Genomic DNA, 12,967 nt, shown 5'->3' on the forward strand with positions numbered 1-12,967 from the left:
AGCGCATTAGCGGTCAAGCCGAGTGCGCGCTGTGTCCGAGACCCGCGACGCTGCGGGAACGGCCGACGCGCCGCATCAGAACTCTGTTCCGTTGCAGGTGTCCGCAGCCTTTCCCAAAGCCGCAAGGCTGCTAAAAACGGATGAATTTTCATCCGTTTTTCGTTTGCGCCCCTGGCGCCGTACGGCTCATTTCGTCGTGTATGCGCGGCCGACGGGCAACGAAGCGCGCCTCGGCCTCGTGATCGGCAAGAAGTACGCGCCGCGCGCGGTCACGCGCAATCTGGTGAAACGCCTCGCGCGCGAAGCGTTTCGCCTGCGGCGCGCGGAATTCGGCGGCTGGGACGTGCTGCTGCGTTTGCACACCAAGTTCGACAGGAAGGCGATGCCCAGCGGATCGTCGCCACCGTTGAAAACACTGTGCCGTGGCGAAATCGAGACGCTGCTCGACAAGGCAGCACGCGAAATCGCCCGTCGGGAAGCGCCGGCAGCGGGCACGCCGACCGCCGCGCCATGACAGCCGCGCAGCTTCGAGGCACGACTGTATTGAGGCGCTTCATATCGGGCGGCGCAATCGGGCCGCACTAGTCATGCAAACGGTTCTGTTCGCTTTGCTGCGTTTCTACAAGATTGCCGTGAGTCCCATGCTCGGCAATCGGTGCCGTTTTTATCCCTCCTGTTCGGATTACGCGCGCGAAGCAATCCAGTATCATGGCGCCGCGCGTGGTACTTACCTCGCCGCAAGGCGCCTGTGCCGCTGTCACCCGTTTTCGGCGGGCGGCATCGATCTTGTCCCGCCTCCCACTCCTAAGAAGCGCTGACGCGCTGTGCCATCGACACTGAGACAACGCATGGATATCAAACGCACCGTCCTATGGGTCATCTTCTTCATGTCAGCTGTCATGCTGTTCGACAACTGGCAGCGCGACCACGGACGCCCGTCGATGTTCTTCCCGAGCGCGACGCAGACCAAGACGGCGACTCCCGCCGCACCGGGCTCGTCGGCGACGGCAAGCCAACCGGCCGATTTGCCGCAGACCACGGCAACCGCACCGGGTTCGACGACGCCCGCCGCGCAGCAGGCGCAGCTGGTTTCGTTCAACACTGACGTCTATCGCGGCCAGATCGATACGCGTGGCGGCACGTTGTCCAAGCTCACGCTGGTCAAGCCGGGCGAGGGCAAGCAGCCCGATCAGGTGATCACGCTGTTCGATCACACTGCCGACCACACGTATCTGGCGCGCACGGGCCTGCTCGGCGGCGATTTCCCGAACCACACGGACGTGTTCACGCCCGTTCCTGGTCAGGCAACCGACATGACGGGCAATACGCTCACGCTGTCGTTCCAGTCGCCGGAAAAGGGCGGCCTGAAAGTCGTGAAAACGTACACGTTCACGCGCGGCAGCTATGTGATCAACGTCGACACGAAGATCCAGAACGTCGGCACGGCGCCCGTCAAGCCGACGGCATACATGGAACTGGTGCGCGACAGCCAGCCCGTCGAGACGCCGCGTTTCTCGCACACGTTCATCGGACCGGCTGTGTACACCGAACAGCATCACTTCCAGAAGCTGACGTTCGGCGATATCGACAAGAACAAGGAAGACTACGCTAAGTCCGCCGACAACGGCTGGGTCGCGATGGTGCAGCACTATTTCGCGTCGGCGTGGATTCCGCAGCAGGGCGCGAAGCGTGACATCTACGTCGAGAAGATCGATCCGTCGCTGTATCGCGTAGGCGTCAAGCAGCCGCTGCAGGCCATCGCGCCGGGGCAGACGATCGACGTGTCAGCGCGTCTGTTCGCCGGTCCGGAAGAAGAGCGCATGCTCGAAGGCATCGCGCCAGGTCTGGAACTGGTGAAGGACTACGGCTGGGTGACGATCATCGCGAAGCCGCTGTTCTGGCTGCTCGAAAAGATCCACAGCTATGTCGGCAACTGGGGCTGGGCGATCGTGCTGCTGACGCTGTTGATCAAGGCCGTGTTCTTCCCGCTGTCGGCCGCGAGCTACAAGTCGATGGCGCGCATGAAGGAAATCACGCCGCGCATGCAGGCGCTGCGTGAGCGCTTCAAGGGCGATCCGCAGAAGATGAATGCGGCTCTGATGGAGCTGTACAAGACCGAGAAGGTGAATCCGTTCGGTGGCTGTCTGCCAGTCGTGATTCAGATTCCGGTGTTCATCTCGCTGTACTGGGTGCTGCTGTCGTCAGTGGAAATGCGCGGCGCACCGTGGGTTCTCTGGATTCACGATCTGTCGCAACAAGATCCGTACTTCATCCTGCCGGTTCTGATGGCCGTCTCGATGTTCGTTCAGACGAAGCTCAATCCGACGCCGCCGGATCCTGTGCAGGCCAAGATGATGATGTTCATGCCGATCGCATTCTCGGTCATGTTCTTCTTCTTCCCGGCCGGTCTCGTGCTTTACTACGTCGTGAACAACGTGCTGTCGATCGCGCAGCAGTACTACATCACGCGCATGATGGGGCAGAAGAAGAAGGCTGCCTGATCGGACGTTCGGATCGGATGAGCATTTATCCGATCCGATGCGAGAAAAACAAAAGCCGCCCGGTCTCAGCCGGGCGGCTTTTTTTGTGTCTGCGATTTTCCTAGGAGTTGCCGGCGTCGCCGTAGAGTTGGGCGATCAACTCCTGAACCAGATATCGATGATGCGGCGTCAGCGACTCGATTTTCGATGCGAGCTCGAGCGTCTCAGGTGAAAGCGGATATTTCTCACCGCGCGCCAACGGCTTCGGAACGTTCCGCGTCGATCCGCTTGGTGAAGGTCCGTAGTGCAGCCAGTGGATGTCCACTTCGAACCACGCCGCGAGCGTGCGAAGCTTGTCGTCGGTGGGAATGGTGCGGCCGCTCAGCCACTTGTGCACCGTCTGCGGCGACACAGGCTGGTCGCCGTGGTGGCGCAGGTTGAAATGCAATGCGAGATCGGTCCCGCCCTTGAGTTTTTCCGGGGCGCGTCTCATTGCGAACTTGAGTCGCTCGGCAAAGGCCGCTTTTTCGTCGACGGTTGGCATCCGCAAATTGTGCATTCCGACGCGCCGCAGGTAGACAACTGTACACGCTATATTTAGCGTATCTGAGTTTTGCCTAGCTTATGGTGATGACGAGTCGGAGTAGTCTCTATTGAGATTTCAACGTCTGCCTTTGCTTGCTATGTAAGGCTCAGGCTACACGACAAGTCAGAATTCTTCTATCGTGATTTCGCTTGCGTCTTAACGTAAATAAGATAAATCTTAGGGCCGAGTTTTATGCGCCATGGAGAAGTGCGCTTCAAGGAGCCGCAGACGCCCGCGTTACAATGCCAGGCGTTCAACGCGCGTCTATGCGCGTCTTTTTCCCATCAGTCACCGCCTGTTTCCGCCATGCTCGCCACAGATTCCGATCCGATCGTCGCCATCGCAACCGCACCAGGTCGCGGCGGGATAGGTGTCGTGCGCATCTCGTTCGGGCGCGCCGGTGAAGCGGCGGCGCAGCCCATGATGCAGGCGCTGACCGGTCAGATGCTGACGCCGCGCCACGCCAGCTACGTTCCGTTTCTCGATGCCGGCGGCAATGCGCTCGATCGCGGTATCGCGTTGTATTTTCCGGCACCGAACTCGTACACGGGTGAATACGTGCTCGAGTTGCAGGGGCACGGCGGTCCGATCGTGCTTCAGCTGGTTCTGCAACGCTGCATCGACGCCGGCCGGGCCTTCGGCTTGCGTCTCGCAGAACCGGGCGAGTTCACGCGCCGCGCGTTTCTCAACGACAAGCTCGATCTCGCGCAGGCCGAGGCCGTCGCCGATCTCATCGAGGCGAGCACAGAAGCGGCAGCGCGCTCAGCGGGACGTTCGCTGGAAGGCGCCTTCTCGCGCGACATCCATGCGCTGGTCGAAGAGGTGATCACGCTGCGGATGCTCGTCGAGGCAACGCTGGATTTTCCGGAAGAAGAGATCGATTTCCTCGAAGCCGCCGACGCGCGCGGCAAGCTTGCGCGCATTCGCGAGCGTCTTGCGCTCGTACTGAGCGAGGCCCGGCAGGGCGCGTTGCTGCGCGAAGGCCTGTCGGTGGTGCTCGCCGGGCAGCCGAACGTCGGCAAATCGTCGCTGCTCAACGCACTGGCGGGCGCGGAACTCGCGATCGTCACGCCGATCGCCGGCACGACGCGTGACAAGGTCGCGCAGACGATCCAGGTCGAGGGCATTCCGCTGCATGTGATCGACACGGCGGGACTCCGCGAGACGGAAGACGAAGTCGAGAAGATCGGCATCGAACGGACGTGGGGCGAGATCGAACGCGCGGACGTCGTGTTGCATCTGCTCGACGCGCGCTCCGGCATGACGGGCGACGACGATGCGATCGCTGCGCGCTTTCCGGCGGGCGTGCCCGTCGTGCGCGTCATGAACAAGACGGATCTGACGGGTGTCGCGCCGGACGTTGCACGGCTGAACCGGCCCGGTGAGCCTGATTTGTGCGAGGTCCGTCTGTCCGCGAAGATGGGCGACGGGATTGGCCTGCTGCGCGGCGAACTGCTACGCATCGCGGGCTGGCAGGCGGGCGCCGAAAGTGTCTACCTGGCGCGTGAGCGGCATCTCATTGCGCTCAGAGCCGCGCAGAGTCATCTCGGACTCGCCGCGGAGCACTCGGATCAGAATGCGCAAGCGCTCGATCTGTTCGCAGAAGAATTACGGCTGGCTCAAGAGCAGCTCAATTCGATCACCGGCGAATTCACCTCCGACGATCTGCTTGGCGTTATTTTCAGCAGGTTTTGTATCGGCAAATAGGTTTGCGATTTGTGGCTTATTTTTAGCCCCATTTCAATCGATCAAAGTCTTGTTTTCGGTACACAGACATGTACACTGGGCCTTTTACGCACCTTGTGTACCGAAGCCACACGCATGCCCAAGCTCGCGACACCGCTTAGCGACTCCCACATCCGCAGCCTCGTGCCGCGCGCGACACGCTACAGCGTCGCCGATGGCAAAGGTCTGATCCTCGAGGTGATGCCGACCGGCAAGAAGGTCTGGCGATTCCGCTACACGCTCGACGGGCACCGGCAGCCGATGGTCACCATCGGCGACTATCAGCTGATGTCATTGCGGGTGGCGCGAGCCCGCGCGCAGAAATATGCGGAGATCGTGGCGAAGGGCCAGTCGCCCGTTTCGATCGCACGGCAGGATCGCGGGGCCGAAAAGCGCGTCGACGTGTTGCGCGACGGTGCTGAGCTCTACGTGGCTGTGGAAATCGCGCGCAAGTCCGACGAATATCGCCGCACGACGCAACGTGCGCTCGACAAGGACATTCTTCCCGCGATCGGGCACAAGCCGATTGCGCAGGTCACGACGGAAGACATTCGAGCCATCTGCGACGCGATCAAGAACCGGGGTGCGCCACAAATGGCGCTGCACACGCGCAATGTCGTGAAGCGTCTGTTTGCGTTCCTGATCGCGCGGCAGCTCGCGACCGTCAATCCCGCCGAGTCCATCCCGGCGCGCATGATCGCGACGCAAGACGGCCGCACCCGCGTCCTGACAGCGAACGAGATCGGCGCGTTGCTGCATTCGATCTACACGTCGAGTATCCGGCGGCCGTTGAAGCTCGCGCTCCACCTGCTCGTGCTGACGATGGCCAACAAATCGGAACTGATTGAAGCGACGTGGCGCGAGTTCGATCTCGACGGCGGCGTCTGGACGATTCCTGCCTCGCGCGCCGGCAATGGCCGCGCGCGTTGCGTCCCGCTTTCAGGCCAGGCGCTGTCGATGCTTCGCGAGTTGCGCGACACGAAGAACAGCCGCACCTATGTCTTTCCGTCGACGCGTGGCGGCGATGATCGCCCGATCGCGAAGGGCACGCTGAATCAGGCGGTCAAGACGCTCGGGCTTGAGGTCGAGCACTTCGTGCTGAACGACTTCCGCCGCACGGGTTTGCATCATCTGCGCGAATTTTTGCGGTGTGCGGAGGGGGAAGAGGCGACTGTCGAATCGGAAGGCGCCGTCACTGCGCACGCAATGCAGAGCTGGGCTGATTTCGTCGAGATGCAAACAGGCGCGGAGACGCTTGGGAAAAAGTGAACCCAGCGTGCCCTACTACTCACCGGGGAATTTTTTGGGTACACAGCACTCGGTGAGCTTCAATACAAACGCCACTTGGTAAGTCATAAGCGCGAATTCAACAGGTTTCCTGTCGATGCCAAGGAGAAATGACTTTTCGGTACACAGCGATTATAGTTGGTGCACTATACCTTGTCGCGTGAACGACTTGAGGCAACGAACAGAGGTTACGGCGAAAACCACTGTTACAGCGGCTCACCCGTGCAATGCGACAGATTCAGCACTGTGCTCAGCGCGATCGTCCGCAGGCATCGAATAAACGTGCGGTCCGTGCCGATCGTAGTGATCGAGTCGCAGCAACAGCGAATCGAGCGCGCACAACTGGGCCTTGGTGAGAGAAGGAGCATCGAGTAGCGCGTGCAGTCGCATGCGCCAGTACTCCGAAGAAAGAATTGCGCCGCCCATGTCGCCGAGCAGCGATGGCCACATCACGCGCGAAATGTGCGCGATTTCCTGATCGATCAAGCGGTTCATGCCGTCCCCCGTGATGTCTCGATAAGGCCAAAGTTATTTACATCAGATGATTAACTTTAGCCGGATTTTAGCCAGTTATTACCTATAAAAACAAATAGGTATCCCGGCGATGTCGAGCGGTCAAAAGAACGACATCGCATGAGTACAAGCGTACGCATGCGGGTTGCATCACAATCAAGGGAACAGAACGATATTTGGGCGTCATTTTGACGACGCATCCAGTCGCGGAGATCGCGAGGCCGGAACGCACGCCGCGCGAAACATCAGATGAAAAGCGCCGCAAGCTTAGGCGTCATCCTCCGGCGGTTCGGGCGCGCGCGGCACCGAACCGCAAAGCGACGTCAACGCGACGCTGATCAGGACCAGCGCCAGCATGAACAGCCAATACTCCGTCCACGAAAAGGAGAAAGCCAGCATGGCAGGCTCCATTCGCTTCGGATATCGTCAGCCTGCCTAGTGATGCAGCAGGCTGCGAATCGGATGGCGCCAATCCATCCGCCTGTGATGGTCGTCATCGTGCAAGGCCTGACGATGTTCCTGCCAGAGCTCGTCGGAAAACAGAAACGCGACGATAAGAAGCGGCACGATCAAAAACGCGCCCAGAATCAGATGCTCGATCACAGTAACCTCCAGATCGATGGAACAGCGACGATTTTATTGTAGGCGTGTTGATAGCCACTGCGTGTGATCCACCGCGCACACCGTGTGCGCGGATCGATAGATGCAAGCGGCGGGCCTGGTTCGTCGCTGTCCCGCTGTCCTTCCGTCAGACGGAATTCATGCGGTCGATTTCTTCCACGCCGCGGCCAGAAGTCCCGCGCCGATCAGCAGCGTTCCGCCCGTGCAATTGACGCTGCGCTGTACGCGCGGACTGCGTATCGCGCGCCGCGCAGCCGAAGCCAGCACGGCATATCCCAGCGCGTTCAAGGTGCCGAGCGCGACGAAGGTTGCTTCGAAAACCGCGATCTGCGACCAGGTGGCGACTTGCGTGTCGATGAATTGCGGCACGAACGCCACGAAGAACACGATGCTTTTCGGATTGAGCGCCGTCACCGCGTACGCATGCGCGAAGATGCGGCTGGTGCGCGTCTCGCCCAACGCGGGAGCGTCCCCTGCCGACACGGGCGCTCGCCACAGCTTGATGCCGAGATAGACCAGATACGCGGCGCCCACCCACTTGAGCGCCGTGAACAGCGTCGCGGAAGCCGCGAGGATCACGCCGAGTCCGAGCATCGACGCCGTCATCGACGTCAGATCGCCGAGGGCGACGCCTGCCGTCGTGACCAATGCGTAGCGTCGTCCGTGGCCGAGCGCATAAGAAATGACAAGCAGCACCGTAGGACCGGGAATCGCTACGAGAATCGCCGAAGCGATCGCAAAAGGAAGCCAGTGTGCAAGCGTCATGAGAATCTCCTGTCGACGGGAGCACGCGCTTTGGCGCTTTGCTCCAGCGTTGGGCACGTGGTTGTTTTCGGGCCGGTCGATTTATCCACGAACACGGCGCTCGCGCAAGCGCGATATTTGCCCTTGTCGAAGCCGTCATCGGCCGGGACCTAGCGGGCATTCTTTTTGTTCTGCGTTCGCTTCAATAGACGACCGCTTTTGATGAGTCGCGTGAATGACTTTGTGTGCGACGCATCAACCGTAAATTTGATTTATCGCAAACGGCTTAAAAACGTTTAAGCGTAAACGCGAATAACGCCCGCAAAAGGTTATCCCGTCTTCTTCTACGTCATGCATTACCTTTCGCATTCCGTCGAATATCAGCGGAATTGCGTTATTTGGGCAGCATCGATTGCACGCCGTCGACCATGCGGCAATTCGCCGCTGTTGCAAGCGCACACAAGATGTGCTTGCTCTTCAATGCCGTTCTCCTAAATTGAAAAACGTGTCTGCTTTCAGGCAGTTAAACGCATAGCTAAACCGGGCAATACCCGCACGGAGGTAACCATGAACAAGCGAGTCGCCATTCTTGTGGCACTGACGGGTTTGGTCGCAGTTGCAGGCGCGCAGGCGCAGGACGTCGTGATCAAACCTCAGCAGACGGTGCGGTTCAAGGCGAATTCATATGGCTGCCTGTCGAGGGACAAGCTCGACGCCGTCACGCAGCATGCGCAAGCCGGCGAGCAACAGAAGATGCAGGAATTCTTCTCGGGTTATGAGTGCATTTCCACTCCAGAGAATTCGGATTTCCGCGTTGTCCGCGTGGTTGGACACGATGTGGAATTCGTGAATGCGGGCAATAGCGATACGCAAGGTCTTTGGACCAACGATCGCTTTATCAAGCAATAGCGTCAAGGATTAAGCATCAAAGTTGGTTTTCATCCGACATTCAATGTCGGGTGATATCCAACGTTCGAACGAAGAATCTCTTTCGGTATTCGGCATGGCCGGGTTTTAAGACCCGGCCATCTTCATTTCCATCTGATCTTTGCGCCTGGCATCTCCCCTTCGGCGCACGCTGAATTCCCTTCCGGTCATTCCGTGCCCGCATAGGCCGCGACTGCGGGCGCATCTGACTGTCATGCCGTCCCCGCAATTTCGGTATCATCACGATCCCACCTTCGCGGCCCGAGGCGCTGGCAGCCCTGGTCTCGACAGCGCCGATTCGGCACGCATGTTGCTGCTCTCTCGTTAAGCGAAAGCAGGAGGGTTGATGGGACTAAGGCCGACGGCCCCATGTCCCGGCAATCCGGCAGATGTGTTTCACCGGCGAGACGCGCGACCGAGGCGTGACCGCAGCAAGGCAGGGGACGATCATGGCAAGGTACGCCGATTCTCTATTCACTATCCGGTCCGCGTTTGCGGGACCAGGTTGCAGCATGGCTCTCAAATCGACAATTTATAAGGCTGAACTCCAGATCGCCGACATGGACCGGCACTATTACGCCGACCATTCGCTGACGATCGCACTTCACCCGTCCGAAACCAACGAACGGATGATGGTCCGCGTCGCCGCATTCGCGCTCTTCGCGCAGGAACGCCTCGAATTCTGCAAGGGCCTGTCAGACATCGACGAGCCGGACTTGTGGGCCAAGGATCTGACGGGCGCCATCGACACCTGGATCGACGTCGGCCAGCCCGACGAGCGCCGCATCACGAAGGCAAGCGGCCGGGCGAACGATGTGATCGTCATCGCATACGGCGGCCGGACTTCGGATATCTGGTGGCAGGGCGTACGCAACAAGGTAGAACGCTTGCGGAATGTGACGGTGTGGACGCTCGGCGAAGACGTCGCCCCGGCACTCGGCGCCCTGGCCGAACGGACGATGCGCCTGCAATGCACGGTTCAGGACAATGCGGCGTGGCTTGGAAGCGAAACCGCGGATGCCGTTCCCATCGAGTGGACGGTTCTCAAGGCTGCGGAGAATGCGCGTCCGGCGGCGCACGGCGGGCGTTGATCCGCCCGTACATTGTCGCCGCTGTGTACCAAAAAATCGTTATTGAAGATCAGGCCGCTTGAGTCGGCGGCCCTTTTAGTTCAACCATGTTGCCCTCGGGGTCGAACAGATACAGCGACGGCCCATAACCATCCGCACCGTATCGCAGCGCCTGCTCGCCGAGTCGCACGTCGCGCGCGGCGAACCACGTTTTCAGCGCGTCAGCGTCGAAAGGCTCGACGCGCAGACAAACGTGGTCCATGTTTCGACCCGCCCCCGGCTCACCGCTCTCCGGCCGGTCGATACGACCACCGACCTGCAGCAGATCAATCAGAGCGCGTCCCGCACGCAGCTGGATCAAGCCAAGATCGAGCTGCTCCTTTTCCAGCGCGCAGCCGAGCACATCGCGATAAAAGCGCGTCATCACGTCGAGATTCGCCGCGCGAATAACGACGTGATCGATATCGAGGATCTGGAAGTTCATGGCGGCCCGTTCCGTCTGTGAAGTTCGGTGGAGAACCCAGTTTAGAAGGTATCGCGCGCCAAGATCGTCGCGTGGATGAAGCGACGAGGCAAAAAAAAGCCCGCTCGACTTGGAGCGGGCTGAATCCATATCAGGAGGAGACATGGAGGAGACAAGAACCACTATACACGCCGCCTTGATGCGACGCAATAACTTTTTAAGGGAAAACCCCAACTTTTTTGAGGGTCGAATCCTCCCGGTATGTGGGATAAAAGCCGGGTAAAAATGAGGATAAAAATCGCTTGCGCGCAGCCCAAATGACACAGCAAGAAGCGGAGCGTACTGTGTGAGAGTGCCCGCTAGAGTGGTAAGCATCAAATCCGTCCCCCGGGGCACATGATGAACACAGCGATGACCACAGCCTTCTCCCACGCCGCACCCGCAACGTTCGACAGCGAAGAAGCCCGCTGGACAGCCGTGCTGAAACGCGACATGTCCGCCGATGGCGCCTTCTTCTACGGCGTCCGGACGACGGGCGTGTTCTGCCGTCCGTCGTGCGCGTCGCGGTTGCCGCGCCGCGAAAACGTCGACTTCTTCGAATCAGCCGACGAAGCCCGCGCTGCCGGTTATCGCGAGTGCAAGCGCTGCCAGCCGGGTGGTCTGCCGCGCGAACTCGAAATCGTGAACCGTGCGTGCGCGGCGCTCGACGCCGATCCGCAGCAACGCCTTACGCTTGCGCAGTTGAGCGAAGCCGTCCACGTCAGCCCGTTTCACCTGCAGCGGCTCTTCAAGCGCGTGGTCGGCGTGTCGCCGCGGCAATATCAGGCCGCGCAGCGCGGTGCGGCGTTGCGCGACGCGCTGCAACGGGGCGCGGACGTCACGCGCGCGACCGTCGACGCAGGCTTCGGCTCCCCGTCCCGGATGTACGACACGGCGGCGGCGGAACTGGGCATGGCGCCGTCCGAATATCGACGCAAAGGCGCCGGACTGCGTGTCCATTACGCGAGCGCACCGACGTCGCTGGGCCTCGTACTGGTCGCGACGACCGACAAGGGCATCTGCAAGATCGCATTCGGCGACGCTGAAGCGCCGCTCGTCGACGATCTGCGCAGCGAGTTCGCCAGCGCGGAGCTGGTCGGCGATCCTGTCCGGCTTGCGCCCTTCATCGAGCAGATCGACGCGTATCTGCAGGGCAAGCGTGAGCGCTTCGACTTGCCGCTCGACATCGCCGCGACCGCGTTCCAGCAGCGCGTATGGGAAGCGCTGCGGCGCATCCCGTACGGCGAGACGCGCAGCTATTCGCAGATCGCCGAAGCGGTCGGTTCGCCGCGCGCGGTGCGGGCCGTCGCCAACGCGTGCGCGTCGAACCCCGTGGCACTTGCGATACCCTGTCATCGCGTCGTGCAGAAGGGCGGCGCGCTGTCCGGCTATCGCTGGGGCGCCGCGCGGAAGGCCACGCTGCTCGACACGGAAGCGCAGCGCGAATCCAGGCATGCCGACGACACCGTTCAATCCACCGCCGACATGGATCACGCCGCTTGAGCACCACGCCGACCGCCACACTCGAACTTCCGTTCAAAGTTCCCTATGACTGGCCGCGCATCCTCCGATTTTTCGGAGGACGCGCGACGCCCGGCGTCGAATCCGTCGAAGGCGGCGTGTGGCGCCGCGCGATCGGCTGGAACGGCGACAGCGGCACGCTCGCCGTCCACAAGCATCCGCGCAAACACTGCATCGTCGCCACGCTCGACGGTGCGGTGAGCCACCACGCGGACGCGCTCGCCGCGCCGATCGCGCGCATGTTCGATCTGCACGCCGACCCGAAGTCGATCGGCGCGAGCCTTGCCGCCGATCCGTGGCTCGCACCGCTGGTCGCCGCCGCGCCCGGTCTGCGTGTGCCCGGCGCGTGGTCCGGGTTCGAACTCGTCGTGCGGGCCATTGTCGGCCAGCAGGTCAGCGTGAAGGCCGCGACGACGATCATCGGGCGGATCGTGCAGCGCGCCGGCGAGCGGATCGACGGTCATTCGCACGAAAGCACCGCCTGGCGCTTCCCGACGCCTGCCGCCCTTGCCGCCGTCGATCTCGCGCTGATCGGCATGCCGGGCAAGCGAATCCAGGCGCTGCAAGGCTTCGCGCGCGCCGTGGCGGACGGGGATGTGCCGATCGACAGCATCGGCAGCGCATCCTTCGACCTCACCCAGTTGCGCGCGTCGCTGCTCGCGCTGCCGGGCATCGGTCCATGGACCGTCGAGTACGTCGCAATGCGCGCCTGGCGCGACGCCGACGCATGGCCCGCGTGGGATCTCGTGCTGATGCAGGCGATTGCGGCGCGCGACCCGACGCTCGTGCGCCCCAACCAGCAGCGCACCCGCACCGACACCTGGCGGCCGTGGCGCGCCTACGCGGCGATGCATCTATGGAATGAAGTCGCCGACCGGGCAGGCGCGGCACGCGGCGGCTAGGGCTTTCCTCACATGGAAGCCGTCGCCGGCAATCGACTTCGCGGCCCCTCGCGGCGTACAGTGAGAGGACGTGCACGAGCCTCGCGAGC

Annotated in this window: 15 protein-coding genes; 9 read left to right on the forward strand and 6 right to left on the reverse strand. The window is 61.4% G+C overall.

What is annotated here, in order from left to right; all coding sequences use genetic code 11:
• Positions 1-22 precede the first annotated feature (22 nt).
• From rnpA to yidC, 3 genes are all read left to right on the forward strand, one after another.
• Positions 23-514 (forward strand): ribonuclease P protein component, encoded by a 492-nt coding sequence (rnpA, locus tag FRZ40_RS11060; protein ID WP_193566984.1) that lies wholly within the window; start codon positions 23-25, stop codon positions 512-514.
• 73 nt (positions 515-587) lie between these two features.
• Complete coding sequence (yidD, locus tag FRZ40_RS11065) at positions 588-818, forward strand: membrane protein insertion efficiency factor YidD (protein WP_007581797.1); 231 nt, start codon at positions 588-590, stop codon at positions 816-818.
• 30 nt (positions 819-848) lie between these two features.
• Positions 849-2,501, forward strand: a complete 1,653-nt coding sequence (yidC, locus tag FRZ40_RS11070) for a membrane protein insertase YidC (RefSeq protein WP_147234133.1) — start codon at positions 849-851, stop codon at positions 2,499-2,501.
• A gap of 100 nt (positions 2,502-2,601) precedes the next feature.
• On the opposite strand, the gene FRZ40_RS11075 is transcribed toward yidC, so the two are convergent.
• Positions 2,602-3,024, reverse strand: coding sequence for a transcriptional regulator (locus FRZ40_RS11075; RefSeq protein ID WP_147234134.1), 423 nt, complete (start codon positions 3,022-3,024; stop codon positions 2,602-2,604).
• Positions 3,025-3,372: 348 nt separating this feature from the next.
• Between FRZ40_RS11075 and mnmE the strand changes: the two genes are divergently transcribed.
• Together mnmE and FRZ40_RS11085 are read left to right on the forward strand one after the other, a co-directional pair.
• Positions 3,373-4,773: a tRNA uridine-5-carboxymethylaminomethyl(34) synthesis GTPase MnmE gene (gene mnmE / locus FRZ40_RS11080; RefSeq protein WP_147234135.1), complete on the forward strand. Its 1,401-nt coding sequence runs from the start codon at positions 3,373-3,375 to the stop codon at positions 4,771-4,773.
• A 114-nt stretch (positions 4,774-4,887) separates the two neighbouring features.
• Complete coding sequence (locus FRZ40_RS11085; RefSeq protein WP_147234136.1) at positions 4,888-6,060, forward strand: tyrosine-type recombinase/integrase; 1,173 nt, start codon at positions 4,888-4,890, stop codon at positions 6,058-6,060.
• Between the two features lie 234 nt (positions 6,061-6,294).
• Here FRZ40_RS11085 and FRZ40_RS11090 read toward each other — a convergent pair whose 3' ends face one another.
• From FRZ40_RS11090 to FRZ40_RS11095, 4 genes are all read right to left on the reverse strand, one after another.
• Entirely contained in the window at positions 6,295-6,573 is a 279-nt protein-coding gene (locus FRZ40_RS11090; protein WP_147234137.1) for a hypothetical protein, read from the reverse strand.
• A 285-nt stretch (positions 6,574-6,858) separates the two neighbouring features.
• Positions 6,859-6,990: a hypothetical protein gene (locus FRZ40_RS45710; protein WP_269323347.1), complete on the reverse strand. Its 132-nt coding sequence runs from the start codon at positions 6,988-6,990 to the stop codon at positions 6,859-6,861.
• A gap of 36 nt (positions 6,991-7,026) precedes the next feature.
• Complete coding sequence (locus FRZ40_RS44360) at positions 7,027-7,194, reverse strand: hypothetical protein (RefSeq protein ID WP_028363935.1); 168 nt, start codon at positions 7,192-7,194, stop codon at positions 7,027-7,029.
• A gap of 156 nt (positions 7,195-7,350) precedes the next feature.
• Positions 7,351-7,977 carry a LysE family translocator gene (locus FRZ40_RS11095; RefSeq protein ID WP_147234138.1) on the reverse strand — a complete coding sequence of 209 codons (627 nt, stop codon included), beginning with the start codon at positions 7,975-7,977 and terminating at the stop codon, positions 7,351-7,353.
• A 546-nt stretch (positions 7,978-8,523) separates the two neighbouring features.
• Between FRZ40_RS11095 and sap1 the strand changes: the two genes are divergently transcribed.
• Together sap1 and FRZ40_RS11105 are read left to right on the forward strand one after the other, a co-directional pair.
• The gene (gene sap1, locus FRZ40_RS11100) at positions 8,524-8,865 is read left to right on the forward strand and encodes a surface attachment protein Sap1 (protein ID WP_028363937.1); all 342 of its coding nucleotides are present in this window, start codon (positions 8,524-8,526) and stop codon (positions 8,863-8,865) included.
• Between the two features lie 530 nt (positions 8,866-9,395).
• Entirely contained in the window at positions 9,396-9,974 is a 579-nt protein-coding gene (locus tag FRZ40_RS11105) for a YaeQ family protein (protein WP_028363938.1), read from the forward strand.
• Between the two features lie 49 nt (positions 9,975-10,023).
• On the opposite strand, the gene FRZ40_RS11110 is transcribed toward FRZ40_RS11105, so the two are convergent.
• The gene (locus FRZ40_RS11110) at positions 10,024-10,437 is read right to left on the reverse strand and encodes a VOC family protein (protein WP_147234812.1); all 414 of its coding nucleotides are present in this window, start codon (positions 10,435-10,437) and stop codon (positions 10,024-10,026) included.
• A 390-nt stretch (positions 10,438-10,827) separates the two neighbouring features.
• Here FRZ40_RS11110 and ada point away from each other — a divergent pair, with 390 nt between their 5' ends.
• Together ada and FRZ40_RS11120 are read left to right on the forward strand one after the other, a co-directional pair.
• The gene (gene ada, locus FRZ40_RS11115; RefSeq protein WP_147234139.1) at positions 10,828-11,958 is read left to right on the forward strand and encodes a bifunctional DNA-binding transcriptional regulator/O6-methylguanine-DNA methyltransferase Ada; all 1,131 of its coding nucleotides are present in this window, start codon (positions 10,828-10,830) and stop codon (positions 11,956-11,958) included.
• Positions 11,955-12,878: a DNA-3-methyladenine glycosylase family protein gene (locus FRZ40_RS11120; RefSeq protein WP_147234140.1), complete on the forward strand. Its 924-nt coding sequence runs from the start codon at positions 11,955-11,957 to the stop codon at positions 12,876-12,878. Before ada ends, FRZ40_RS11120 begins: the two co-directional genes overlap by 4 nt.
• Positions 12,879-12,967 lie beyond the last annotated feature (89 nt).

This window comes from Paraburkholderia azotifigens (genome assembly GCF_007995085.1).
Classification (GTDB): Bacteria; Pseudomonadota; Gammaproteobacteria; order Burkholderiales; family Burkholderiaceae; genus Paraburkholderia; species Paraburkholderia azotifigens.

Bases quoted from the DNA above. Each gene is read 5' to 3' on its own strand.
- yidD (WP_007581797.1), top strand. From the start codon at position 588: ATGCAAACGGTTCTGTTCGCTTTGCTGCGTTTCTACAAGATTGCCGTG.
- yidC (WP_147234133.1), top strand. From the start codon at position 849: ATGGATATCAAACGCACCGTCCTATGGGTCATCTTCTTCATGTCAGCT.
- FRZ40_RS11075 (WP_147234134.1), bottom strand. From the start codon at position 3,024: ATGCCAACCGTCGACGAAAAAGCGGCCTTTGCCGAGCGACTCAAGTTC.
- mnmE (WP_147234135.1), top strand. From the start codon at position 3,373: ATGCTCGCCACAGATTCCGATCCGATCGTCGCCATCGCAACCGCACCA.
- FRZ40_RS11085 (WP_147234136.1), top strand. From the start codon at position 4,888: ATGCCCAAGCTCGCGACACCGCTTAGCGACTCCCACATCCGCAGCCTC.
- FRZ40_RS11090 (WP_147234137.1), bottom strand. From the start codon at position 6,573: ATGAACCGCTTGATCGATCAGGAAATCGCGCACATTTCGCGCGTGATG.
- FRZ40_RS45710 (WP_269323347.1), bottom strand. From the start codon at position 6,990: ATGCTGGCTTTCTCCTTTTCGTGGACGGAGTATTGGCTGTTCATGCTG.
- FRZ40_RS11095 (WP_147234138.1), bottom strand. From the start codon at position 7,977: ATGACGCTTGCACACTGGCTTCCTTTTGCGATCGCTTCGGCGATTCTC.
- sap1 (WP_028363937.1), top strand. From the start codon at position 8,524: ATGAACAAGCGAGTCGCCATTCTTGTGGCACTGACGGGTTTGGTCGCA.
- FRZ40_RS11105 (WP_028363938.1), top strand. From the start codon at position 9,396: ATGGCTCTCAAATCGACAATTTATAAGGCTGAACTCCAGATCGCCGAC.
- FRZ40_RS11110 (WP_147234812.1), bottom strand. From the start codon at position 10,437: ATGAACTTCCAGATCCTCGATATCGATCACGTCGTTATTCGCGCGGCG.
- ada (WP_147234139.1), top strand. From the start codon at position 10,828: ATGACCACAGCCTTCTCCCACGCCGCACCCGCAACGTTCGACAGCGAA.